Annotated in this window: 22 protein-coding genes and 1 pseudogene; 15 read left to right on the top strand and 8 right to left on the bottom strand. The window is 70.4% G+C overall.

The features are described 5' to 3' along the window. The first annotated feature begins 157 nt into the window (after positions 1-157). The 3 genes and pseudogenes from IAG43_RS13245 to IAG43_RS13235 all read left to right on the top strand — a co-directional run bounded on the left by IAG43_RS13245 (position 158) and on the right by IAG43_RS13235 (position 4,338). Positions 158-2,770 (top strand): bifunctional FO biosynthesis protein CofGH, encoded by a 2,613-nt coding sequence (locus IAG43_RS13245; protein WP_187740958.1) that lies wholly within the window; start codon positions 158-160, stop codon positions 2,768-2,770. 19 nt (positions 2,771-2,789) lie between these two features. After that, positions 2,790-3,023 (top strand): hypothetical protein, encoded by a 234-nt coding sequence (locus IAG43_RS13240; protein ID WP_187740957.1) that lies wholly within the window; start codon positions 2,790-2,792, stop codon positions 3,021-3,023. A 186-nt stretch (positions 3,024-3,209) separates the two neighbouring features. Further along, a pseudogene (locus IAG43_RS13235) lies at positions 3,210-4,338 on the top strand (ADP-ribosylglycohydrolase family protein). Positions 4,339-4,567: 229 nt separating this feature from the next. Here IAG43_RS13235 and IAG43_RS13230 read toward each other — a convergent pair. From IAG43_RS13230 to IAG43_RS13215, 4 genes are all read right to left on the bottom strand, one after another. Continuing rightward, positions 4,568-6,130 (bottom strand): sodium:solute symporter family protein, encoded by a 1,563-nt coding sequence (locus IAG43_RS13230; protein ID WP_187740956.1) that lies wholly within the window; start codon positions 6,128-6,130, stop codon positions 4,568-4,570. Between the two features lie 351 nt (positions 6,131-6,481). Beyond that, on the bottom strand, positions 6,482-6,691 hold the full coding sequence (locus IAG43_RS13225) for a DUF397 domain-containing protein (RefSeq protein ID WP_187740955.1): 210 nt from the start codon (positions 6,689-6,691) through the stop codon (positions 6,482-6,484). 165 nt (positions 6,692-6,856) lie between these two features. Beyond that, positions 6,857-7,747 carry a helix-turn-helix domain-containing protein gene (locus tag IAG43_RS13220; RefSeq protein ID WP_187740954.1) on the bottom strand — a complete coding sequence of 297 codons (891 nt, stop codon included), beginning with the start codon at positions 7,745-7,747 and terminating at the stop codon, positions 6,857-6,859. A 238-nt stretch (positions 7,748-7,985) separates the two neighbouring features. Beyond that, positions 7,986-8,714 carry a GOLPH3/VPS74 family protein gene (locus IAG43_RS13215; protein WP_187740953.1) on the bottom strand — a complete coding sequence of 243 codons (729 nt, stop codon included), beginning with the start codon at positions 8,712-8,714 and terminating at the stop codon, positions 7,986-7,988. 259 nt (positions 8,715-8,973) lie between these two features. On the opposite strand from IAG43_RS13215, the gene IAG43_RS13210 reads away from it, so the two are divergent. From IAG43_RS13210 to IAG43_RS13200, 3 genes are all read left to right on the top strand, one after another. Then, positions 8,974-11,796 carry a D-alanyl-D-alanine carboxypeptidase gene (locus tag IAG43_RS13210; protein ID WP_246574291.1) on the top strand — a complete coding sequence of 941 codons (2,823 nt, stop codon included), beginning with the start codon at positions 8,974-8,976 and terminating at the stop codon, positions 11,794-11,796. Positions 11,797-12,202: 406 nt separating this feature from the next. Further along, entirely contained in the window at positions 12,203-14,044 is a 1,842-nt protein-coding gene (locus tag IAG43_RS13205) for an MFS transporter (RefSeq protein WP_187740951.1), read from the top strand. Positions 14,045-14,287: 243 nt separating this feature from the next. Continuing rightward, positions 14,288-15,097, top strand: coding sequence for an adhesin (locus IAG43_RS13200; protein ID WP_187740950.1), 810 nt, complete (start codon positions 14,288-14,290; stop codon positions 15,095-15,097). A gap of 277 nt (positions 15,098-15,374) precedes the next feature. Here IAG43_RS13200 and IAG43_RS13195 read toward each other — a convergent pair whose 3' ends face one another. From IAG43_RS13195 to IAG43_RS13180, 4 genes are all read right to left on the bottom strand, one after another. Continuing rightward, positions 15,375-15,944, bottom strand: a complete 570-nt coding sequence (locus tag IAG43_RS13195) for a hypothetical protein (RefSeq protein ID WP_187740949.1) — start codon at positions 15,942-15,944, stop codon at positions 15,375-15,377. 144 nt (positions 15,945-16,088) lie between these two features. Then, positions 16,089-16,622 (bottom strand): hypothetical protein, encoded by a 534-nt coding sequence (locus IAG43_RS13190; RefSeq protein WP_246574288.1) that lies wholly within the window; start codon positions 16,620-16,622, stop codon positions 16,089-16,091. 583 nt (positions 16,623-17,205) lie between these two features. After that, a complete protein-coding gene (locus IAG43_RS13185; protein WP_187740947.1) occupies positions 17,206-17,691 on the bottom strand; it encodes a DUF4265 domain-containing protein in 486 nt (161 codons plus the stop codon). Positions 17,692-17,732: 41 nt separating this feature from the next. Then, positions 17,733-18,488: a GntR family transcriptional regulator gene (locus IAG43_RS13180; RefSeq protein WP_187740946.1), complete on the bottom strand. Its 756-nt coding sequence runs from the start codon at positions 18,486-18,488 to the stop codon at positions 17,733-17,735. A 78-nt stretch (positions 18,489-18,566) separates the two neighbouring features. Between IAG43_RS13180 and IAG43_RS34460 the strand changes: the two genes are divergently transcribed. The 9 genes from IAG43_RS34460 (at position 18,567) to IAG43_RS13150 (ending at position 24,090) form a co-directional block, all read left to right on the top strand. Then, the gene (locus IAG43_RS34460; RefSeq protein WP_246574286.1) at positions 18,567-18,845 is read left to right on the top strand and encodes a hypothetical protein; all 279 of its coding nucleotides are present in this window, start codon (positions 18,567-18,569) and stop codon (positions 18,843-18,845) included. 123 nt (positions 18,846-18,968) lie between these two features. Continuing rightward, positions 18,969-19,169 (top strand): hypothetical protein, encoded by a 201-nt coding sequence (locus tag IAG43_RS34455; RefSeq protein WP_246574284.1) that lies wholly within the window; start codon positions 18,969-18,971, stop codon positions 19,167-19,169. After that, positions 19,169-19,381: a hypothetical protein gene (locus IAG43_RS13170; protein ID WP_187740944.1), complete on the top strand. Its 213-nt coding sequence runs from the start codon at positions 19,169-19,171 to the stop codon at positions 19,379-19,381. The genes IAG43_RS34455 and IAG43_RS13170 overlap by 1 nt, the downstream gene beginning before the upstream one ends. Then, positions 19,378-19,602, top strand: coding sequence for a hypothetical protein (locus tag IAG43_RS13165; RefSeq protein ID WP_187740943.1), 225 nt, complete (start codon positions 19,378-19,380; stop codon positions 19,600-19,602). The genes IAG43_RS13170 and IAG43_RS13165 overlap by 4 nt, the downstream gene beginning before the upstream one ends. 8 nt (positions 19,603-19,610) lie before the next feature. After that, entirely contained in the window at positions 19,611-20,366 is a 756-nt protein-coding gene (locus IAG43_RS13160; RefSeq protein WP_187740942.1) for a GntR family transcriptional regulator, read from the top strand. Further along, a complete protein-coding gene (locus IAG43_RS34450) occupies positions 20,363-20,665 on the top strand; it encodes a hypothetical protein (protein WP_246574283.1) in 303 nt (100 codons plus the stop codon). Before IAG43_RS13160 ends, IAG43_RS34450 begins: the two co-directional genes overlap by 4 nt. A 524-nt stretch (positions 20,666-21,189) precedes the next feature. Further along, positions 21,190-22,116 (top strand): ABC-three component system protein, encoded by a 927-nt coding sequence (locus tag IAG43_RS13155; protein ID WP_187740941.1) that lies wholly within the window; start codon positions 21,190-21,192, stop codon positions 22,114-22,116. Then, entirely contained in the window at positions 22,091-22,345 is a 255-nt protein-coding gene (locus tag IAG43_RS35120) for an ABC-three component system middle component 6 (protein ID WP_343075598.1), read from the top strand. The genes IAG43_RS13155 and IAG43_RS35120 overlap by 26 nt, the downstream gene beginning before the upstream one ends. After that, the gene (locus tag IAG43_RS13150) at positions 22,342-24,090 is read left to right on the top strand and encodes an ABC-three component system protein (protein ID WP_187740940.1); all 1,749 of its coding nucleotides are present in this window, start codon (positions 22,342-22,344) and stop codon (positions 24,088-24,090) included. The genes IAG43_RS35120 and IAG43_RS13150 overlap by 4 nt, the downstream gene beginning before the upstream one ends. Positions 24,091-24,303: the final 213 nt, after the last annotated feature.

Genomic DNA, 24,303 nt, shown 5'->3' with positions numbered 1-24,303 from the left:
GGGCCCGCCCGCCCACCGGACGGGCCCGTGCGCGGGAGCGGGCAGGGCGCACGGCACCCCGCCCCCTCCCGCACCCGGCCGGCCCCGCCGGTCCGGCGCCCCTTTCCGGCCGGCACTCGACCGAAAAGCGCCGGCACGGCGCTCGTATGCTCGACGCATGACCGATCACCAGCGCGAGGACGCCCCGGCAGTCACGGGCGGGCCCACCCCGAACGCCATGCGGAGGGCGCTCAAGCGGGCGCGGGACGGCGTCGCCCTCGACGTCACCGAGGCCGCCGTGCTGCTCCAGGCACGCGGCGCCGACCTGGACGACCTGACGGCCTCCGCCGGGCGGGTGCGCGACGCGGGTCTCGAAGCCGCCGGCCGCGCCGGGGTGATCACCTACTCGAAGAGCGTCTTCATCCCGCTCACCCGCCTCTGCCGCGACACCTGCCACTACTGCACCTTCGTCACCGTGCCGGGCAAGCTCCGCCGGGCCGGTCACGGGATGTTCATGTCCCCCGACGAGGTGCTGGACATCGCCCGCCGCGGGGCCGAACTCGGCTGCAAGGAAGCACTCATCACCCTCGGCGACAAGCCCGAGGACCGCTGGCCCGAGGCCCGCGAGTGGCTCGACGCCCACGGCTACGACGACACCCTCGCCTACGTGCGCGCCATGTCGATCCGCATCCTGGAGGAGACCGGGCTGCTGCCCCACCTCAACCCGGGCGTCCTGTCCTGGACCGACTTCCAGCGGCTGAAGCCGGTGGCCCCGTCCATGGGGATGATGCTGGAGACCACCGCCACCCGGCTCTGGTCCGAGCCGGGCGGCCCCCACTACGGCTCGCCGGACAAGGAGCCGGCGGTGCGGCTGCGGGTGCTGGAGGACGCCGGACGCTCCAACGTCCCCTTCACCAGCGGCCTGCTGATCGGCATCGGCGAGACCTGTGAGGAGCGCGCCGACGCGCTGTTCGCACTGCGCCGCGTCTCCCGCGCCTACCACGGCATCCAGGAACTCATCCTGCAGAACTTCCGCGCCAAGCCGGACACGGCCATGCGCGGCATGCCCGACGCCGAACTCGACGACCTCGTCGCCACCGTCGCCGTCGCCCGCCACATCATGGGCCCGGCCGCCTGCCTCCAGGCGCCGCCCAACCTCGTCGACGGCGAGTACGCCCGGCTGCTGCGGGCCGGCATCGACGACTGGGGCGGCGTCTCACCGCTCACCCCCGACCACGTCAACCCCGAACGCCCCTGGCCGCAGATCGACGAACTCGCCGCCCGCTCCGCAGCGGAGGGGTTCACCCTGCGGGAACGGCTGTGCGTGTACCCCGAGTTCGTGCGCCGCGGCGAACCCTGGCTCGACCCCCGGCTGCTCCCGCACGTCACCGCGCTCGCCGACCCCGCCACCGGACTGGCGCGGGAGGAGGCCCTGCCCGCCGGCCTGCCCTGGCAGGAGCCCGACGAGGGCTTCGCCGCGGCCGGCCGCACCGACCTGCACCGCACCATCGACACCGACGGCCGCACCCACGACCGGCGGGACGACTTCGACCACGTCTACGGCGACTGGGACGCGCTGCGCGAGGCCGCCGCGCCCGGCATGGTGCCGCAGCGCATCGACGCCGACGTCCGCCAGGCCCTCGCCACCGCCGCCGACGACCCCACCCGCCTCACCGACGCCGAGGCGCTCGCCCTGCTGCACGCCGAGGGACCGGCGCTCGACGCCCTCGCCCGTGTCGCCGACGACCTGCGCCGGTCCGTGGTCGGCGACGACGTCACCTACATCGTCACCCGCAACATCAACTTCACCAACGTCTGCTACACCGGCTGCCGCTTCTGCGCGTTCGCCCAGCGGCGCACCGACGCCGACGCCTACAGCCTCTCCCTGGACCAGGTCGCCGACCGGGCCGCCCAGGCGTGGGACGTCGGCGCGGTCGAGGTCTGCATGCAGGGCGGCATCCACCCCGACCTGCCCGGCACCGCCTACTTCGACATCGCCCGCGCCGTGAAGGAGCGCGTCCCCGGCATCCATGTGCACGCCTTCTCCCCGATGGAGATCGTCAACGGCGCCTCCCGCACCGGGATGTCCGTCCGCGACTGGCTGACCGCCGCCAAGGAGGCCGGGCTCGACTCCATCCCCGGCACCGCCGCCGAGATCCTCGACGACGAGGTCCGCTGGGTCCTCACCAAGGGCAAGCTGCCCGCCGCCACCTGGCTGGACGTCGTGCGCACCGCCCACGAGCTGGGCATCCGCTCCAGCTCCACCATGATGTACGGGCACGTCGACCAGCCCCGGCACTGGCTCGGCCACCTGCGCACCCTGGCCGGGCTCCAGCAGGAGACCGGCGGATTCACCGAGTTCGTCACCCTGCCGTTCATCCACACCAACGCGCCCGTCTACCTCGCCGGCATCGCCCGGCCCGGCCCCACGGCACGCGACAACCGGGCCGTCACCGCCATGGCCCGCCTTCTGCTGCACCCGCACATCACCAACATCCAGACCAGCTGGGTCAAGCTCGGCGCGGACGGCGCGGCCGAGATGCTCCGCTCCGGCGCCAACGACCTCGGCGGCACCCTCATGGAGGAGACCATCTCCCGGATGGCCGGCTCCGGTTACGGCTCCTACCGCTCGGTCCGCGACCTGCGCGCCATCGCCGAGGCCGCCGGGCGCCCCGCCCGCGCCCGCACCACTCTCTACGGCGAGGTGCCCGAGGAGCGGCAGCAGGCTGCCGCGGCGTCCGACGGACACCTCCCGGAGCTGCTGCCCGTGCTGCCGGACCGACCGTCATGATGCGTACGGCGGAGCGGACATGAGCGGCCGCAGGACCTCGCTGCGGGAGGTGCCGGAGGTCCGGTGGGGCCCGGTTCGTCGGCCGGGCCCCGGCCACCGCCCCGCCCTCTGGCCCCGCGTCGGCACCGACCTGGCGCTGGGCCGGACCCAGCAGGCCCTTGCCGACCTGGCCGAGCTGAGGCGCTCCGGCGCCGTCGCGCCCGGGGAGACGCGCCCCCGGTACGAGGAGGGCATGGGCACCTCGTCCGGCTGAGGGGCACGCGCCCGGGGCCGCCGTCCCGGCGGGGGAGTGCGCAGCCGGGACGGAACGGGGTATTCACGCTTCCGGGGAGTTGCTCGACATACCCGCGCGTTCCCCCTGGGCCCTCCGGACCCACCGATCACGTTCGATTACAGTGCTGGGCCGGGCAGTGTTCGTTCGACGTCGGGGAGGGGCACGGTGGGCGCAGGAGCCGCGGCCGTGTGGGGCCGGGCCGAGCAGCAGGACTTCCGCGCCCGGGTGCGCGGGGCGCTCCTCGGCGGCGCGATCGGCGACGCGCTCGGCGCCGGCGCCGACGGGCGCGGCCTCGACGAACTGCGGGCGGCACTCGGGCCCGAGGGGCTCACCGACTTCCAGCCCGCGGCCGGGGCGCGCGGTGCGGTCACCGCCGCCACACAGCTGACCCTGTTCACCGTCGACGGCCTGATCCGCGCCCAGGTCCGCCGCGACACCGGCGCCTGGCACCCCCCGACCGACCTCCACCACGCCTATCTGCGCTGGGCCGCCACCCAGCGGGACTGGGGCCCCGACGAGCGCCGCAGGGACAACGGCTGGCTCGCGGCCGAGGAATGGCTCTACAGCAGGCGCGGCCCGTCCCGCGCCTGTCTGACCGGACTCGGCGACGCCACCATGGGGACCCTCCAGGCCCCGAAGAACCCGACCGCCCGGGACGCCGGAGCCGTGGTGCGCTCCGCCCCCTTCGGACTGCTGGTGGGCTGGGAGCCGGACCTGGTGTGCCAGCTCGCCGTCGAGTGCGCGGCCCAGACCCACGGCCACCCGACCGCGTACCTGTCGGCCGGCGCGTTCGCCGTCATCGTCCACGGCCTCGCCCGCGGGGAGACCCTGGACGCCTCGGTCCAGCGCGCCCTCGCGCTGCTCGCCGCCCGGCCCGGCCACCAGCCGGTGACCGACGCGCTCAAGGAAGCCCTCGGCGCGGTTCGCCAGGGCATCCCCGGCCCGGCCCGGGTCGCCGCGCTCGGGGAGAACGGCTACGCGGAGGAGGTGCTCGCCGTGGCCGTCTACTGCACCCTCGTCGGCGAGGACATCCGCCAGGGGCTGCGGCTGGCCGTCAACCACGACGGCCCCTCGGAGGCCACCGGGGGTCTGCGGGGCGCTGCTGGGCGCGCTGCACGGCGAGACGGCGCTGCCGCCGGCCTGGCTCTGCGAACTGGAGGGCCGCGGGACCCTGCTGCAGATCGCCGACGACTTCGCGATGGAGATGACGCAGGGGCCGGCGCTCCACGGCCCGACCCTCTCGGCCCCGGGCTGGCTCGCCCGCTACCCGCGCGGCGCCGCCGAACTGACCTGACGGCCGCCGCCGGTCGGGGGCACGGGGCCGGCGGGTTCCCGGACTCGCGGGGCCCGGCCGGCCCCGGTCTCCGGGCCCTGCGGCCCTCGGCCGCCCGGCGTGGCGGGCCTCCCGTGACGGTCGGCCCCGGCCCGCTCGCTCGGCGCGTCTCCCGCGTGGCGGGCCAAAACGGCCTGACGGCCGCCCCCGTGAGCCGGGGGCGGCCGCCTGTCCGCCGGGGGCCGGGTGCTCAGCCGCCGGCGCCCTCACGGGCGGCGGGGCTCGCGGGCCCCGGGATCAGCCCGATCCCGCTGCCGTCCGCGTCGTCGTCGTTGTTGATCTTCGCGAGGACCTCGTCCCGCTCCGGCGTGTCCTCCGGCTTGATCCAGCCGATCCCCACGAAGAGGACCAGGGAGACCGCGAGCGGGATCGACACCTGGTACTGGAGCGGCACGCCGCCCTCGACGTTCCAGCTGATCGGGTAGTTGACGAGCCAGAAGGCCAGCAGGCCGACGCCCCAGCTGATCAGGGCGGCCGTCGGACCGCTGCGGCGGAACCAGGGCAGCAGGCCGAGCATCAGCGGGATGGCGATCGGTCCCATGAGACCGGCGACCCACTTGATGACCACGGTGATGATGTCCCCGAAGAAGGGCGAGTTGACCTGCGTCGCGATCGCCATGGACAGCCCGAGGAAGAGCAGCGTCGACCAGCGGGCGGCCAGCAGCCCGGCCCGGGTGTCCCACTGGCGGACCCGGCGCGAGAGGGCGGGCATGATGTCGCGGGTGACGACGGCCGCGATCGCGTTGGCGTCCGAGGAGCACATGGCCATGGTGTGCGAGAAGAAGCCGACGATCACCAGGCCCAGCAGGCCGTGCGGCAGCAGCTGCTCCGCCATCAGCGCGTAGCTGTCGGCGGGCACGTCGGTCTCGATGAGCAGCGGCGCCACCCACATCGGGAAGAAGAGGACGGCCGGCCAGATCAGCCAGAGCGCGGCGGACAGATAGGCCGAGCGCTTCGCCTCGGTGGCGGTGGGCGTCGCCATGTAGCGCTGCGCCTGGTTCCACATGCCGCCGTTGTACTCGAACGTCTTGATGAACAGGTACGCGATGAGGAACACCATCATGTAGGGGCCGGCCAGCGGTTCGGCGTGGCCCTCCAGCTCGGGCTCGTCCCAGACGGTCCACAGGCTGCTGAAGCCGCCGAGTTCGGCCATCACGGCGACGAGCATCGCGATGCCCGCGACGAACTGGATGACGAACTGGCCCAGTTCGGTGAGGGCGTCGGCCCACAGTCCGCCGACCGTGCAGTAGACGGCCGTGACGGCGCCGGTGATCAGGATGCCCGTGTTGAGGGAGACACCGGTGAAGACCGAGAGCAGCGTGGCGATGGCGGCCCATTTGGCGCCGACGTCCACGATCTTGAGCAGCACGCCCGACCAGGCGAGGGCCTGCTGGGTGGGGAGGTTGTACCGGTTCTTCAGGTACTCCAGCGGGGAGGCCACGTGGAGCCGGGAGCGGACCCGGTTGAGCCGGGGGGCGAAGAGCCGAGCGCCGATCGCGATGCCGATGGCGATGGGGAAGGACCAGGTCACGTACGAGGTGATGCCGTAGGTGTACGCGATGGCGGCGTAGCCGGTGAACATGACGGCGCTGTAGCCCGACATGTGGTGGGAGATGCCGGAGAGCCACCACGGCATCTTCCCGCCGGCGGTGAAGAAGTCGCTGACGTTGTCGACCCGCTTGTGGGACCAGACGCCGATCGCGACCATCACGCCGAAGTAGCCGATGAGCACGGCCCAGTCGAGACTGTTCATGCCCCCTCCAGGGGTCCGGTCCTCCTTGTGAACGCCGTTCATGGTGTGGCGTTCCGTACCGGCACGACAACGGATCGGAGGGTCAAGAGCAGGTAAAATCGTTCGCCTTGATGACTTCAGTTCACATACTTGACCGCCAGAAGGGTGAAAAACGGGCCGTACGGGAACTGCCCGTACGGCCCGTGGATCATGCGGGCAGCGCCGAGCCCCCTCGGCCGGGACGGCGATCCAGTCGAGAGGGCTCTCGGTACTGCCGTGTGCTGTCGGGTCCGGTGGGTGCCTCCGGGGGCCTCGCGGCCTCCCGTGGCGACGCGCCCCTCGGGGCCGCGCCGGACCGGACGTGCGGGGTGCTCAGCCGAGGTCGAGCGGCGACTGCGCCACCTCGTCGACGAACGCGTTCCACGCGTCCGGGCGGAAGTTGATCGTCGGGCCCGCGGTGACCTTCGAGTCACGCACGGAAATGGACCGGGCGACAGGGGACTTGACCTCGACGCAAGCGCCGTTGCCCGTGGAGTACGAGGACTTCGTCCAGCTCTCGGTGGCGCCCTGAATGATTGCCATGATCGCTCCGCTTCGGCGAGTGGTGTGATGTGAGCCAACGTTCTTGCCGGCGTGATCGACGCTACTCGGCGTCCGCGATCTGCGAGGCGGGCGTTCACTCGACCGGATGGCATATACCAAGCGACCCTTCCGTCCCATGCGTCCGGTGGTGTACCGTGCCGCGCCTCAGTCGGTGAACTCCGTGAACGGGGTCGTGGACTCCTCCGCGTACCTCTTGGCGATCCTCCCGATGAACTGCCGGGTCTGCTCCACGTTCAGCGCCTGGGCGCGCAGGTGCTCGTACATGACGCTGTACTTCTGGACGTCGTTCGCCTTCTCCAGGTACAGGTCGCTGGTGACGCCCTCGATGTAGACCACGCTGGAGTCCGAGGTGTCCGGGAACTCCAGGATCGCGTACTGGCCGTTGATCCCCGGATGCGCGCCCATGTCGAACGGCAGCACCTGCACCGTCACATGGGGCTCGTGCGACAGCTCCACCAGGTGCTCCAGCTGCTCGCGCATCAACTGGCCGCTGCCCACCCGGCGGCGCAGCGCCGACTCGTCGATCACGGCCCACAGGCGCAGCGGGTTCTCCGCGTCCCTGATCCGCTCCTGGCGGCGCAGCCGCACGCTCACCCGCTTGTCGACGTCCGCGTGCGCGCTCTCCGGCAGCGCGCCGGTGATCAGCGCCTCCGCGTACTGCCGGGTCTGCAGCAGTCCCGGCACCACCTGCGGTTCGTAGACCCGCAGGCTCGCGGCGTCCGTCTCCAGCCCGATGTAGACGCTGTAGGGGATGTCGCCGAAGGCGTGCCACCAGCCCTGCTGCCGGGAGTCCTTGGCCATCTGCATCAGCGAGTCCACGATCCGGTGGTCCTCGACCTCGTACACCCCGCACAGGTCGCGGACGTCGCGCTGGCTGATCGAGCGGCGGCCGTTCTCCAGGCGGCTGATCTTCGACTGGGAGACGAGCAGCCGGTCGGCGACCTCCTCCGCCGTCATGCCCTTCAGCTCCCTGAGCCGGCGCAGCTCCTGGCCCAACCGGCGCCTTCTGACAGTGGGGTTGACGTTGGACGCCACGGAAACTGCACCTCCGGCTGCGTTGCCTCGCGTTGCTCTGCGTATCTACTGCTCAGCAGATTGCCACCAATGGGCGTTCCCGCGCGGCGAAACGGCCACACAGGCGGACGCGCGGACGCGCGGGACGGCCGTGAGGCTGTCCCGCGCGTCCTGTGCGGCTCCCGGACCGGGTCGTGAGGGGACGTCGGTGCGGCGGTGGTGGTGCGGTGGTGCGAGGGTCCCGGGACGGCCGCCCCGTTCAGTGGGCGGCGACGCGTGCCATGGAGCCGCCGTGCGGCTGCATGGGCACAGGTCCCGGCTGGCGGCCCGGGCCGCTCGCCGGCTGGTTGCGGCGGGGCTGGGCGCCCACGCCGTTCTGGACGTCCATCACGGCGTGCGCCACGAGACCGCCCATCGGGTCGTGCCGGATGAGGTCCCGCAGGCGGGACCTCGAGGAACGCCCTTCGTTCCCCGGGTAGAGGTGCTTGCCGAGACCGACCGCGTGGGCCAGTGCGGCGAGCGCCGCGGTCCGCGGGTCCGGCGGTACACCGGTGCGGATCGCACTGTCGAGCCGGGCCCTGATGTCCCGGCTGATCGCCGTGTCCGTCGCCTGGTAGCGAGTCGTCGGCAGCACCCCGCACATCTGGCCCTCGACGGCATGCACCATGCCGCACCGTTCCAGATGCGAGAGATAGATCTGGCGCAGCCCCAGCCGGGGCCCGCCGATCCAGTGGACGGCCCGTACCGGACTGCCGCGTCTGCGCAGCAGTTCCAGTGCGGAGTCCAGAGTCGGATCTCCGGTCGGCCGTGGCATCACCACGGCGATACGATCCCCGTCAGGGGCTATCCGTCCTGCCAGGGCCAGCTCCACTAGCTGAGCTCCTGCCAGGCCGAGGTCGAGCGACTGCGGCTGCGCTGTGGTACCCGTGGCCGGGTCCAGAGCGAGCAGCAGAAGCTCTTCCGGAAGTGTTCTGCGGCTCCTGCCCATCCATGCCTCCCCGCGTGGATGTCTGACAGGGTGACCCCTCTCACATTGGTCTGTCGAGAGGGCCTGGGTGCTTTGTTAGGGAACCGATAGGTATGTCGTTCTCGTCTAGCACCGGAGCCATGCGCTCACACAGGACACTGGTACATGGTTCGGACACGGCGGTTCCCGGTCCCGGGGCCCGGCGGGCACAGCGTAACGACGCGGGCCGTCCATCGGACAGACGGACGGCCCGTGGCACATGACTCATGGAGGAGGCACGGTGGCGGGCGAGTCCCCCGACAAGTCGGAGCAGCGGAAGTCGTCGGGGGAGACGGCTGGGAGCGAACGCGACCCGCGTCTCGCGATGTTCCGCGAGGATTCCCCGGCGTCCGAGGCCTCCTCGGAACCGTCGCCGCCGTCCCCGGCGGCGACGGACCAGCGCACGGCGGTCTTCCGCCTGCCGCCGCGCGACGGCGCGGAGACGGCGGGCGAGGGGGCGGCGTCCTCCGTGTCCGCCGCGCCGGCTGCGGCCTCCGACGGGGCGGCGGAGGACGGTGACGGCTCGGGCCGGGACACCGGGGAGCCGGAGCCGTCCGGTACGGGGGCGGACTCTGCCGCGGGTGCGGCCGAGGCCGAGGACGGTGTCGCGGACGGTGCCGGGGCGGGTGCGCCCGATGCCGTGGGCGCCTCCGGTGCGGACGCCGGGGCGCGTGAGCCGGGATCCGGGGCCGACGCCGAGGACGGCGAGGGCCCGGACGCGGCACGGGAGCCGGACGCCGACTCCGGTGCCGACGCCGAGGCGGAGCGCGACGCCATGGCCGACTCCGAGGCCGACGCCGGTGCGGACTCCGGCGTGCCGTCGGGCGACGCCGCCGACTCCGGTGCCGACGACGCGGGCGACCCCTCCGACGCGGAGGGCGGCCCGTCCTCCGGGACCGCTGCCGGCGACGAGCGGCTGCGCGCCGCGGTGGCGGCCTGGGTCGCCACCGGGGACGACGCGGCCGACGGGGAGCCCGCGGGCACCGCCACGCCGCAGAAAGCTTCCCCCGCGGCCACCGGCGCCCCTGAGACCGACGCGGAGCCCGAATCCGTGGCCGACGCCGAGGACGGGGCGGACGCCCCGGACGCAGCGGACGACGACACCTCCGCCCGCGCCGAGACCACCCCGGGCGTCGCGTCCGGCAGTGTGAACGGCACGGTGGACGCCGACGAGGCCCCCGAGGCCGACGACGAGACCAGCGACGCCGGCGCACGCGCCGGGGCCGACGCGGACGGTCCCGGCGACGACACCGCCGCAGCGGCATCAGCCGACGCCCCCGCTCCCGCGGACGGCACCACCGACACTGCCCCGAGCACCACCGACACCACCGACACCGACGGCGACTCCGATGCCGACGGCGACTCCGAGGGCACCCCCGCGGGCGACGGCACCCCCGCCGAGCGTCCCGCCGTCGATCAGGCCACGGCGGTCTTCAAGGCCCTGAAGCGCCCTGCGGTGGACCAGCCCACCACCGCGCTCAAGCTGCCCAAGCCGGCCTCCGACCCCGACCCCGATCCCGCCCCCCGGACGGCGGAAGCGCCCGGGAAGAACGCGGACACGGACGAGGCCGAGGCCGAGCGCACCAGCACCTTCGTGCCGCTGCGCCGCGACGACGCCCGGCCCGCCGCGGCCGGTGCCGCCGCCCGCCCGAAGCCCGCCGCTCCGGCAGCCTCCGCCTCCGCCTCCGCTTCCGCGGCCACGGCGGAGCCCGGCACGTCCGCCGGCGCGTCCGGCGCGTCCCTGACCGAGGCCGAGCGCACCAGGCAGCAGCCCATGCCGCCGCTCCCGCCGCTCGACCTGCTCGCCGAGCTCACGAACACCCCGCCGCCGCCCGAGACGCCCACCCGCACGGTGGTGCGGCGGATCAAGATCTGGACGCCCCTGGTCGTCCTCCTGCTGATCGTCTTCGCGGTCGCACAGTCGCTGCGTCCGCTCCCCGATCCCTCGCTGACGCTGACCGCGGACCCCGAGTACACCTTCGACGGAGGCAAGCCGTCCCTCCCGTGGCCGGGCGAGGGCCAGGGGCAGATCGTGGTGTCCGGGGTCGGTGTCGTCGGCCAGTTCGGCGACGAGAAGCCGGTCCCGATCGCCAGCGTCACCAAGACGATGACGGCGTACATCATCATGCGCGACCACCCGCTCAAGCGGGGCGAGGACGGCGAGGCCATCCCCGTCGACGCGCTGGCGGAGAAGGAGGGCGGCTACGACAAGACCAACGACGAGTCGACCCTCAACACGATCAAGGAGGGCGACACGATCTCCGTGCGCGACGCCCTCAGCGCCATCATGATTCCGTCCGCGAACAACGTGGCGCGGCTCGTCGCCCGCTGGGACGCCGGCTCCGAGGAGGCGTTCGTCAAGAAGATGAACGACACCGCCAAGGAACTCGGCATGACGAACACGACGTACACCGACCCCTCCGGTCTCGACGCGACGACCGTCTCCACCGCCGCCGACCAGGTGAAGCTGGGCCAGGCGCTGGTGAAGAACAAGGCCATGGTCGACATCACCCGCGTGCAGGAGTGGTACGACCCGTCCGGCAAGCGCCACAGCAACTACAACACCCTGATGCCGAGGAACGGCGCGATCGGCATCAAGACCGGCTCGACCACCAAGGCCGGCGGCAACCTCCTCTTCGCCGCGTACAAGGACATCGGCGGGTCGACGCAGACGATCGTCGGCGCCGTCCTCAGCCAGCACGAGGCGCCGATCCTGCAGACCGTCAACCGGGTCAGCGAGGAGGTCCTGGTGGCGACCCGCGAGGCGCTCCTGGAGAAGAAGGTCGTCACCAAGGGCGATGTCGTCGGTTACGTGGACGACGGGCTCGGCGGCCGCACCCCCGTCGTGGCGACGAAGGACCTGACGATCGTCGGCTGGACCGGCCTGAAGCTGGAGTCGGACATCACCGACGGCGGCAAGAAGCTGTCCCACACCGCGAAGGCGGGCACCGTCGTCGGCAGTCTGACGACGGGCACCGGCCCGGGCACCACGAGCGTCCCCGTCGCCCTCCAGCAGGACCTCGTGGAGCCCGGCTTCGGCGACAAGCTGACCAGGCTGGGCTGAGAGCTGTCGTCCCGCGCCCCCCGGGGGGTCGCGGGACAGCCCTCCGGGCACTCGTCCGGATCCCGGCGGACGCGCGCCGGGCACCACGAGTGCCCCCGACCCACGTGGGCGTCCCGGTCCTCCGGGATGCCCACGTGCTAGCGTCCCCGGGCAACCGCCGGGCACCGGACCGCGTCCTTCCTCCCAGCGCCGAAGCACCCGACCGGAACGGCGGTGCCGGGGCGCGGCAGCGAGCGACGCCACCGGACCGCACGGCACCGCGGCACGGCCTGCGCCGTCCGCCCGCACGGGGCACCGCGTCCGGGCGCCGCCTCCGGGCGTCGCGGCGGGACACGGCGCACGCACACACAGACGTACACGGCATGCCCGGGGGACGGCAGACAGAGACAGGACGGGGAGAGGCGCAGTGACCACCGCCGAGCCGACACACGCGGATGGCAGCAGCACCGGCGCCGGCGGCACCGCACCCACCCGGGGAGGCGGGCCGCGAATACCGCGATCCGCTCCCGGCCGGCCCTCCGGCTCCGCGGACGGCTCCCGTGCCGCGGAACTCCTGCTGCACCCGGTCGTGCTCGCGACCGGCGCCGCGGCCGTCGTCCACCTGGCGTGGTTCTTCTTCTTCGCGAACAGCGGCGGCGACATCGCGGCGCAGGACGCCTGGGCGGAGTTCGTCGGCCGCCACCCCGACTCCGCGTACAACCTCGCCTGGTACGGCGGGATGCATCCGGTGTCGTACAGCGTGGTGTCCCCGTACCTGATGTCGGTCCTCGGGGTCCGGACGACGATGATCGTCGCGGGCACGGTGTCGGCGGCCCTGACCGCGCTGATCCTGACGCGGCTCAAGGCCGTGCGCAATCCGGTGGCCTGCGCGATGGCCGGGGTGTTCGCCTTCCTGTGCAACGCGCTCTCCGGGCGGGTCACCTTCGGCCTCGGCATGATGTTCGCGCTCGCCGCCGTGGGCGCCGTCTTCTGCTGGCCGCACCGCTGGCGGCACAACCGCTGGGCGAAGGCCGCAGCGGCCGCGCCGCTCGCCGGACTCGCGACGGCCGCCAGCCCGGTGGCCGGCCTCTTCCTCGGCGTCGTGGCCGCCGCGCTGTTCCTGACCGGCCGCCGCCCGGGGGCGTACGCGCTGGGCCTCGCGCCGGTCGCCGTCGTCGCCCTCTCCGCGTGGCTGTTCCCGTTCTCCGGCACGCAGCCGATGTCGCTGGCCTCCACTTCGCTGCCGTTCGTCTTCGGCGTCCTCGTCCTGGTCCTCGTGCCGCCGCAGTGGCGCACGGTGCGCATCGCCGCCGGGGTGTACGCGTTCGGCACCCTGCTGACCTGGCTGATCGACTCCCAGATCGGCTCCAACGTCTCCCGGCTGCCGATGCTGTTCGCCGGAGTGGTGCTCCTCGCGGCGCTGCCGTACACCGCGCCGCGCTCACGCAAGTGGTACGCCCTGGTGATCGCCTTCGCGGGCCTGAACTTCTGGATCGGCTTCAAGGGCGTCGACGACATCGTGCGCACGGCGCCCGCGGCGTCCTGGAACCGCGAGCTCGCCCCGCTGGTGAACCAGCTCCAGGCGGTCGGCGCCGAACGCGGACGGGTCGAGGTCGTCCCCGAGAGCAGCCACCGCGAGGCGTCGGCCCTCGCCCCGTACGTCAACCTGGCCCGCGGCTGGAACCGGCAGGCCGACATGAAGCGCAACCCGCTCTTCTACGACGACGAGAAGGTGCTCGACGCCGCCACCTACCGCGCCTGGCTGGACCGCTGGGCCGTGCACTACGTCGTGCTGCCGGGCGGCAGGCCCGACGGCAGCGGGGCGGTGCGCGAGGCGGAACTCGTCGCGGGCGGCCTGCCGTACCTGACCCGGGTGTGGGGCGACGCCAACTGGCAGCTCTTCGCCGTCCGGAACCCCGTCCCCCTCGCCGCCCCGCCGGCGGACGTCCGCCACGCGGGCGCGGGCGAGATGACGATCCAGGTCGGGTCCGCGGGCCGGGTGCTGATCCGCGTCCCGTACTCCCCCTGGCTGAGCCTGGTCGACGAGGACGGCAACAGCCTCGAAGGACCGCAGGAGACGGAGGAGTCGAAGCTCCGGGAGGACGGCCCCCCGTCCTGGGACAACGTCAACGGCTGCCTGCTGAAGGCGGAGGAGGACGCCGAGGGCGACGAGTGGACGGAACTGCTCGCGCCCCGGGCCGGCGTCTACCGCCTCGCCGCGCCCTACCAGTTCCCCCGCGGCACGCCCTGCCCCGACGAGCTCCGCTGACACGGCGCCCCGGCTCTGCTCCGGGCCCTCCCAGCGAACCCTCCCGGCAGGCACGGGCACGCACCGGCACGGCACCTGCGCCCACTGCGGCAGCGCCGACCGGTACCGGGGAGTGCCTGCCCGCGGCAGGCCCGGACCGCCGCCATTCTTACCCGCGTTAACACTTATGCCCCTCCCGGCCCTCGTGCATAGTGGAGCCGCTTCCGGCAAGCCGATCAGTCGGTCCACGAGGTGCGGTGCTGCATGGTGTACGGACGGAACGGCCACGGCGCGGGACACCGGTCCCGCCCCCTCCCGCGTACCGCGACGGCGCTGACCGCCCTCGCGCTCGCCGTCTGGCTCGGCGCGTGCGGGCCCCTCGACGGCGGGGGAGAGACCGACGCGCCGCCCGCGGGAGGCGACCCGGGCCTCGACGAACTCGGCGGCGTCCCGCAGCGGATCGCGCCCTCGGCCGCCGCCTCCGCCACGCCCTCCGCGCCCCTGCCCAGCCCCCGGCCGAAGCCTCCCTCCGCCTCCGCCGGCCCGCCCCGGAGTTCCGGCCCGTCGTACACGGCATGGGCGGGGCCCGGTTGCTCCGGGGGCGGCCGCTACGAGGAGGAGGGCCGCTACAGCGACGGCGACGACGGCTGGTACACCGTGCGGTCCGGCGGGCACCGAGGCGACGGCTGCGACGGCCGGTTCACCGCGATCCCCATGTCCGGCTCCCGGGACGAGGACGGCGGCGGCGGCGCGACCTGGTCCTGGTACGTCGGCAGCGGCTACCGCACCTGCACCGTCGCGGTCGTGGTGCCCACGAGCGACCGGCCCGAGGACGTGGCGGGCCGGCCGTCCGTCTACCGGGTCCTGTCCGACCCCGCCGACCCGGACAGCGCCGTGCGCACCTTCGAGATCGACCAGACCCGGCTGCGGGGCGAGGGCGTGGTGGTCGAACGCGTCCCCGTCCACGACCAGCGGCTGACCGTCCGACTCGTCGACCGGGGCCAGGACCGGGACCGCGACCGGAAGGGTGCCCACCACGCGGCCGCCCAGATGCGCGCGGAGTGCGGCACCTGACCCACCGGCGTCCGGTCCCGCCGCGCGGCCGACCCGGCTGCCGGACACCACGATGCGCCCTCCCCGAGCACCCCCTGCCTCCGCCCGGCTTCCCGCAGTGACGCCCCCACCGACGGATCGGCCCCGGCCTCCTTCGCCCTCCGGCGACAGCCGCCCGGCCCCCGTCCCTACGAGGCTCCCGGCCCCGGCGCGACTGCCCCCGCAGGGCCTCCGCCCGAGCCACCCCGCCCACGGGCCGGCCCCCTCACGCCCCACCACGGGGGACCACAACCGCCCCTCACCCCGGCCCGAGGTCCCGGCCCCCTCCGGCAGATCGCCCGACTTCGCCCCGGCACCGCTCCAACGCCTCCCGGACGGGACCCGAGGGGGCCTCGCCCTCCTCCGCGAGGAGCTCCCCCGCGGCCACGAGCGCGCGCCAGAACGCGTCCGCGTCGCCCTCCGCCCGCGGCCCCACGGCCGCGAGGCCGGTGAACGCCGCACCGAGCCCGCCCGCCCTCAGCGCCCGGATCACCCCGATCGCCCGGCCACTGGCGATGCCCCCGGACACCGCGAAGGCCTCCCGCAACAGCCCCCGCGCCTGCTCGCCGCGCAGGCTCAGCACCCGAGGCACGTCGAACGCGCCGTGCGCTGCCAGCAGTTCGCCCGCGAACCGCACCTCACCCGCCTCCAACAGCGGATCCAGGTCCTCCGGACTCCCGAACCCCAGTGGCCGTTCCGCCTCGTCGCGCGACATCCCCAGCGCCTCCCGCACGGCCGCGACCGCGGCCCGAGCCCCGGCGGACGGCGCCAGGGCGACGAACACCTCGACGGGCGACTCCCGCCCGAGCAACTCGCGTGCAGCGCCCACCAGCGCCTCCGCCCCGCTCACTGCACCCCACCCTTCCCGCCCATCCCCACCCTGCCCGCCCGCGACCACGGTCCCTCGCAGCACGCGACGGCACGCCGCGTTCCTCCGGCATCCCGGTGTCCGTCGCCGGGCACGGCGAACCGGTCAGCCGTCCGCCCGACCGCCGAGACTGTCGAGGCCGTTCCGGCACGGCTGATGCCGGCAGCCGTCGTCCCGTCGGTGCAGCCGACGGAGGTCCTGCAGCGCGGCGACGGGGAACGGATACCGCCTCCACCTGGCCCGGTACCCGTCCTCTCCGTGTTCCCGCAGCATGGCCTCGGCCGCTTCCACCACCGCGTGGCACAGCACGCCGCGGGCTGCGACGGAACTCCAGAGAAGGACGCCTCCTGTCTCGTCGGCCGAGCCCCAACTCGTCGCCCCGTCAGGGAACTCGAAGACGGCGACCGCCACCTCCGTCCCCTGGCGCCGAAGCAGCCACCGCGTCTCCATGGGTTCGCAGTCGAACGAGAAGCGTTCACCCGGAGAGTCGCTGTAGAGCCCCGTCAGGCCGTACAGCATGTCGGCGAGGGCGTCCGTGCAGTAGCCGACGAGAGCCTGATGCTCCGACGCGCCGTCCGCGATCCGGTACACGGCACCCCCGCTGCCGACCAGCTCCCAGCTGAACCGGAGATCACCCACCACCCTCCCCCTCCCGAGCCCATCACCCACCCGCCGAGCCGCGCCCCCGACACCAGCTCGATCCCGCAGCAACCATGCCAAAGGCCCCGGACCGTGATCGGTCCGGGCCCTTTCGCTTGTGCCCCCGGCAGGATTCGAACCTGCGACACCCGCCTCAGGAGTTCGATCACCTGTGACCTGCGGGGGTCCGCATGGCGGCCGGAGCCGTTGCCGACGACCTCCTGACACCGCCTGCGTGCGGTGCGTTGATGTCAGGAGCGGATGTCAGAAAGGGAGCCCGTCAGGGTCCTCAGAGATACGCCGAGCGAGCTCGTCGATGACCTGCGGTACGACCCGTTGGGCGTCTTCGTCCTGCAGTGCTTCGACGAGAGCTTGCCGGACAGCAGGGTAGGGACGCCCTCGGTGAGCGGCACGGGTGCGGCTGACTGCCCGCTCGATCTTCGCCATTTGGGCCGCTACCGCGGGCATCGCAAGCTCGTAGTCACTTGGGTCCGTCGCCATGGTGGTAGCCGATCAGGACCCGCTGACATCGTCAAGGCGGGCTGTGAGCCCATGGGGTCACGTGGTTGGGCGCGGTCCGGGGCTATCCGGCCTCCGTCGTCCGCCAGGTGTCAGTGATGCAACCCTCCTCCATGTGCCACCACTCCTGAGCGACTCCGTGCTGGAGAAGCCGCTTGATCTTGCTGAGTTCGGCGTTAGGTGGAATGTCGAGGGACACCATGCGGAACTGCTCGATCCCCTCACCGCCAGCCCCCAGCTTGTGGAAGGCGTTGATCGTACTCTGACGGGCTGCAGCAGAGCCGCCGTCGCGAAGCACGATTATGCGAATGGTGCAGTTGGAGGATGGGTGAACCACACTCCCGGCCCATCGTGCGCCCTCGGTATCCGTGTGCGTCTCGACGATGTCGCCGATGGCGACACCGCGAACGAAGAAGGGCGTGTTGGCCACTTCGACGGTTTCATTGCCGCGATCGATTGCCCACAGGCTCTCCACCCCGACCGGTGGCCAGTCGTTTTCGACCTCAAGTCGGAATAGAACCTTCACGTGCTCTCGGGCCTGCGCAGTCATGCCCGACAGCATGCACGATCGCCACGGGCCGATCTGGGCGGCTAGCGAGTGACGGGAATCTCGTAAACGATCTCGCACAGGGAAGCGGGGACGACGATGTCCGCCGTCTCCACGGGCCGTCCGCCGTCGCTGTAGTACGTCCGCCGGATGTGGGTGACGAGTGAGGCCTTCTGGATGCCGAGCAGCGTCGCTTCCTGGGCGGTCGCCTGCCGCGGCTCCGGCTGCTCGACGGCATGGCTGACGGTGACGCCGATCTCAGCCATGCGATTCACAACGCCGGCGCCTGCGTGCGGCCCACCTTCGGGGAGGACGACGAGCGTTCCGCCGGTGAGCTCGTACGGCTCCCAGCTCGTCGACAACTGGACCGGACGCCCGTCGGCGAGGAACTCGTACGTCGTCCGCACGCACAGCTCGCCCTCGGCGATCCCGAGCCGCGCCGCGATCTCCGCCGGCGCGGGCACCTTCGCATCGGTCCGGCTCTCCCATCCTCCGGCCCGCCCGACAGCCTTCATATCGGCACGGAACGGCGACCTGTCGGGCTGCTCCCGCGCCGCCGAGCGCACCATCCGCACCCGTTGCCGGGGCTCGGCCACGTACGTGCCTGACCCGGCACGGCCCTCCAGCACTCCCTGGGAGATCAGCAACTCCTGAGCGCGGCGGACCACGTTGTCGCCCACGCCGTACTCCTGGCCGATCTGGGCGCGTGAGGGCAGGCGGTCACCCGGCTCCCACTCGTGCTCCGCGATGCGCTGCCGAAGTTCGTCGGCGATGCGCAGGTATGGCGGCTGCTCAGGCATATGGAAAATCTAGTCCACTAGCCCTAATCTAGTTAACTAGCTTCACTTAAGGTGATCACCGGTGACGGAGGCTGCCCTGTGCCTGCTTCGGGATCGACCGCGGCGGCCCTTGCCGTCCGGCTGTCCGCCCTCGGGCTCTCCACCCGCGTGGAAGAGCACGCCCGGCATACGACGGTCGTGGCGGAAGTGCCGGACGCGCTCTCCGCCGAGTCATGGCGGAAGGTCCTGGGCGCGGTTGCTGAGGCTGACCGCTTCGGTCTCCTCGCCACCAGCCAGCACGGCCGCACCCTCTGGGCCGTCTTACGCAAATCGGTCCCCACGACGGGCGACGTCGGGGGACCGGGCCATCAGCGATAGGAGCTGACCAGCATGCTCAACCGTATCCGCCGCGCCCTCGCCAACACGAGACCGCGAGGCGCACACCAGGGCAGGCACCGCCGCCCGTTAGGCCCCATCCGGCAACCGGTCGCCTCGCGGCCCATGGCGCCGGCCGACAGTCCGGCCCCGCACCTCCATCACCCGCGTCATGCCGACCACACCGGCCTGATCACGGGCGAGGAGACCGCGCTCGTCCGCCCGTACGTCCTGGCATGGGAGAAGCGCACCCGCCTCCGCCCCACCGTCGTCGCTCCCCACCTCCCGGCCCCCGCCGCCTGGTCGGCACTGGCAGGAGCGCGCTGATGACCTCCCTGCCTCTTCCTCGACGCCTGGGCGTCACGCGCTTCTCGACGGCCCTCTACCGCTCGCCGTCCTGCCGGATCGGCACCCACCTCACCTGCACGACGTCCTCCGCGGCCGTCGCCACGCCCGACCTCCCGGTCGTCTTCGAGACCTGCGCCTGCACCTGCCACTCCGCAGCCGCCAGGTCGGCACAGACAGAGGAGGGTCCATGAGGGAACGGGCACCGGCCCCTGGGATGGCCTCGACCGTCGAGATCACATCGGCCACTGTCCGACGCGGCGACATCCTCCACATCGGCGGCCGCGTCTGCCGGGTGCAGGACCTCTTCCAGCTGCCTCACGGTGCGAAGCAGCTCCTCTTCGACACCGGAGAGCTCCTGGTCATCCATGTGCGAACCCACTTCGTCGCCGTACGGATGACGAGAAGGCGGTGATCACCCCCATGCGTGTCTCACGGGCGCACGCCATCGCCGACGACCTCCGGTCGCAGATCACCACCGGGCAGCTTCAGGCCGGTCAACGCCTGCCCGCCGAAACCGAACTGGCCACGCGTTACGGCGTCAGCACGGCGACGCTGCGGAACGCCCTCGGCATCCTTCAGGCACAGGGCCTGGTCGAGAAGATCCACGGCCGGGGGAACTTCGTCCGCAGACCACTGCGGAGAACCACCTACGTCGGCGGCTGGGGAACGCTGGACCCTCGCACCGCTGCCGACGCGGCCCAGCGCGTCACCATCCGCACCACAATCACGACCGGCACGACGGAGCACCCGGCCGCACTACTGGCCCGCCCCGCTGGCACGCCCCTGACGGAGATCCTCTGCATCACCTACGACGGAGAGGTGCCCCACGGCCTCGCACGCACCTACATCCCCCACGACACGGCGTCTCCACCCGACGCACTCGGCCTGGTCGCCGACAACGCCCCACACCAGGAGCCGGCCGCACGCTTCGCCGTCCTGACCCCTCCACCGGCGGAAGTCCGCGAAACCGTCTGCTCCCGCCTCCCTACCCCGGACGAAGCCTCGACGCTCCACGTCCGTCCCACGACAACGGTCCTCGTCATCACCCGCACCACGACGGACGCAACCGGCCTCATCGTCGAAGCGGCCCAACTGGTCTTCCCCGCCGACCGCGTCAACGCGGTCTTCACCAGCCACCTCCTGGACAACGCCGATGAGAGGCAGCCCCGACCATGACCACGCCGGCCCACCTCCGCCTCCTGCCCTGGACGGGCCCTGAAGGCAAGCCCTGCTACCTCAGCACCGACGACCCACACGGATACATGTCCCGCCTGGCCGACAACATCGAATCCATCCAACTCGGCATGGCGGCCGACGTCCTCGACCACGCGACCACAACCCTCCGCGACAAGCACACGACCCCAGGCGACCTCCGCCTCCTTGCCAACGAACTGACAAGCGCCCTCGCCGACACCCTCCGCGTCGCGACAAGCCGCAGGCACCACCACACGGAGAGTACGTCTCACCGACCCTGACGGGCGGCACGCGCGTCTGGTGTCAAGCTACTCAACCAAGCGGGGAGGGCCGGAATAACTTCGGCCCTCCCCGCTCTGCACCTTAGTGACCTCGGCTCGCGCAATCCGCCGCATGATCGGGAACCACTGATCATTTGGCATCTGACGGTGAATGAGCTGGGCAAACGGCCCGTTGCCGTCCGCCGGAAGCACCTTTGTAGTCCCGGGCTTGACCGTGATCTAACGGTCGGCGTGGCACGCATGTGGCACGGCGAGTCTGAGAAGGGGTGGGTGCAGTCGTATGCCGCTGTTACGCACGGGATCACAAGACCACGGGGCAGGCCACGGGTCCAGCGGCTGGACATGCCAGCCGGAGCGCCGCAGTCCGCGGCAGGCCGCCCACGACATCGTCCAGCTGCCCTCAACTCCGCCTTCGCTGCCGTGCCACCTGTGAGTGATGGTTGGACACGCGTTCATCCAGTCTGCGGTGTTGATGCATGCTGGCTGCTGTGGGATATTTGACCCTTTAAGACATTGGGGGGGTTATGAACGATCGCATCATGGCGCTGTACGAAATGGCATTTCGCGATCGCTACCAGGAGTCTTTCGAGGATGAATTTCAAGAATTCTTTTCTGAGGTTATGGAGCGAGTGTACCCTGATGGAGATTTCGTACGCGTGCGCCCATGGGGGAATGCAGGGGACAGGAAGAACGACGGATATCTGATCTCACAGCGGACAGTATTCGCAGTCTACGCTCCCAGGACGCCCACCGCTTCCGGTATCAGGACCAAGGTGGAGACAGATTTCTCCGATTGCCTGCCTCATTGGGCGCAATACCTAGACCGGTGGGTATTCGTACATAACGATCGCGAAGGTCTTGGCCCAGATGCATTGAAGGTAATTCTGGAGATAAATGATAGCCAGGGGGCCGATGTCGCAAGTCCCTGGGGGAGAGAAGCGCTCCGCAAGCGTGTAATGGACCTGGATATGGACGACTTGCGGTCCCTTTTTCCCAACGTGCCGACGTTCGAGGATTTCATTGAAGTAGGATTGGATCAAATCCAGCCGGTATTGGATCATTTGGACCGGGCCAGAGTTCCAGCCCGCCCCGACTTGCGCCCTGTCCCGGAAGACAAGATGGAGTACAACCTCTTGTCTGATCCAACGCGCTCCCTGATTACACTAGGAATGCAACCCGCGCAATTGGTGCGGAATTATTACAGGCGGGTTAGCGACGAACTGCTGAGGGACCAAACCGCGCAAGCATTTTCGGATAAGTACTCTGATCTCCGTCAGCGAGGCTTGAATCCGGACGACATCTATTGGGAACTAAGAAAATGGGTAGGGGGGAGCAGGGCGTCGAATCCCTCACGCGAAGTCGGCGTTTACGGCGTGCTGACTTACTTCTTTGAGGAGTGCGATATATTCTTGCGCCCTGAGAGGAGTGGCCATCGTGATTTTGCCAACTAAGGGGATTCCGGCCGACCGAGCCCTCCTAACAATCGGGGCTCAGATCATCAAGGAACTGGATGAGCCCAGCACAGTAAGCGGCTTGTGGCACTTGGTTAGGTTGAGTAGGACACAGACAGAAGAGCCCACCCCGCTGACATTCGATTGGTTCGTTTTGGCACTCGACCTTCTCTTCGCCGTCGGGGCGATTCGGACGGGTCCAGCAAACACACTTAGGCGGGCGACATGATCACTCGTATCTTTAGCGACCTGCCTTCATTCAAGGAAATTCGGCTGCATTCCGGGCTCAATATCCTTCTCGCCGACGTGACGCCAGAATCTAAAGATGTTGATACCAGGAACGGGGTCGGCAAAAGCAGTTTGATTGAGCTGCTGCACTTCCTTCTGGGTGGCAATGCGGACCCGAGTAGCCTTTTCCGTAACGAAGCTCTGGTCGCATACGAGTTCGGGCTAGAGATGAAGGCTCCTCAGCGCGGACGATCCACTGATGAAACCTCACTCATCACAGTGGTGCGATCAGGTAGTCAACCTTCTAAAGTTCGGATTGAGGGCTGGGAAAGTGTCCTCGGCTCTTCGAGTGTCACCATCACGAACACCGTGTGGAAATCGTTGATCGCTAAGCACTTTTTCGGGCTGAGCGAATCCGATACTTCCACTGCCGCCTCGCCATCACCCCGCTCTCTCCTTTCCTATCTCATCCGCCGACAGTCGAGTGGCGGGTTCCAGGAAACTACCAAGCACACCAGTCAGCAATCGACGGCCGATCAGCAGGTCAATCTTTCTTACCTCTTGGGGCTTGACTGGTCGATTCCGAAAGACTGGGAGGCTGTGAGGCAGAGGGAGAGGTCACTAAAGGAGCTCAAGAAGGCGGCCAGGGATGGCGCAATGGGTGACGCCATCGGCAGGGCTGCCGAATTGAGAGCGTCGCTCGCTATTGCTCAAGCTGGAGTCATGCGCCTCAGCGAGCAACTCAAAAGCTTCAGAGTGGTTGACGAGTATTCCGAGCTCCAAAAGGAAGCGGCACGACTGAGTAGGAAGATTTCTCGGCATAACGACGAAAACACCCTGGACCGGCGTTACCTGGATCGACTGGGCGACGATTCGCGAAATGAACCCGTGCCGGATCCCGAAAATCTGCGACTGCTATACGACCTGGCGGGAGTAGAACTACCCGGTGTGGCACTAGCGGCGTACGAGGACGTCAGAAGGTTCCATGAGTCGGTAATCTCTAACCGGCGCACCTATCTGCACGAAGAGGTCGTGGCGACGGAAGCGCGAATCGCTGCACGGGAAAACGAAGTCAACTCCCTCGATGCGCGCCGTGGTGAGATCATGCAACTGCTCAAGGCTGGCGGCGCACTCGAAACCTTCACCGAACTGCAGAAGGAGTTGGGGCGCCGCGAAAATGAGGCCGAAAGGCTAAGTAAGCAATATCAGGCCGCAGAGGCGCTGGAATCGCAGCAGGTAACCCTCGGGCTTGAGCGTCAGCAACTGCAAGAACGTCTTCAGCGTGATTTTCGCGAGCGGTCCAGCAGGGTGGATGAGGCGGCTGTCGTATTTCAGGCCTTGTCTCACTCCATTTATGGGGATCGTGGAGGACTGCTAGCGATCTCCAACACCGACAACGGGCCGAAATTTAGTGTGGGAATCGATGGTGAGCGCAGTAAGGGAATTACCAATATGCTCACATACTGCTTCGATCTGACACTAATTAACATCGCGCTGCCTTCGCGGGCGCCGCGGGTCTTGGTTCACGATAGCCACATTTTTGATGGAGTGGATAGTCGGCAGATCGGTGCCGCCATCCGAACTGGCTACTTCGAATCTGCTGAGCGCGGATACCAGCATCTCATTACGTTGAATAGCGATAACCTTCCGTCCGTGGAAGATGTGGAACTGAGCTCCGTTATCCTGCCGGTTCGATTGACTGACGAGTATGAGGATGGCGGGTTGTTTGGCATCCGCTTCAGGTAGATCCAACGCCGACCGCCCCAGCCGCATCGGGGTTCACCCGTCAAGCCCTCGCCTTGCTGGCGTGCGGTCGGCGGCCGGGCCGGAGCGGGGCGGAGACAGGAGCGCAGGCCCGGGCGACGGGCCGCGCGCGCCGCGCTGTGCGCGGCGGGTGCCTTGATGAAAGTAGAGAAACTCTTACCGCGCCGCGTCCTCAACTGCGTTGCCGCACACGGC

The organism is Streptomyces genisteinicus, from assembly GCF_014489615.1.
GTDB classification, from domain to species: domain Bacteria; phylum Actinomycetota; class Actinomycetes; order Streptomycetales; family Streptomycetaceae; genus Streptomyces; species Streptomyces genisteinicus.
Note: the sequence above shows the minus strand (reverse complement) of the source record. Positions and strands in the feature narration are given on the sequence as shown.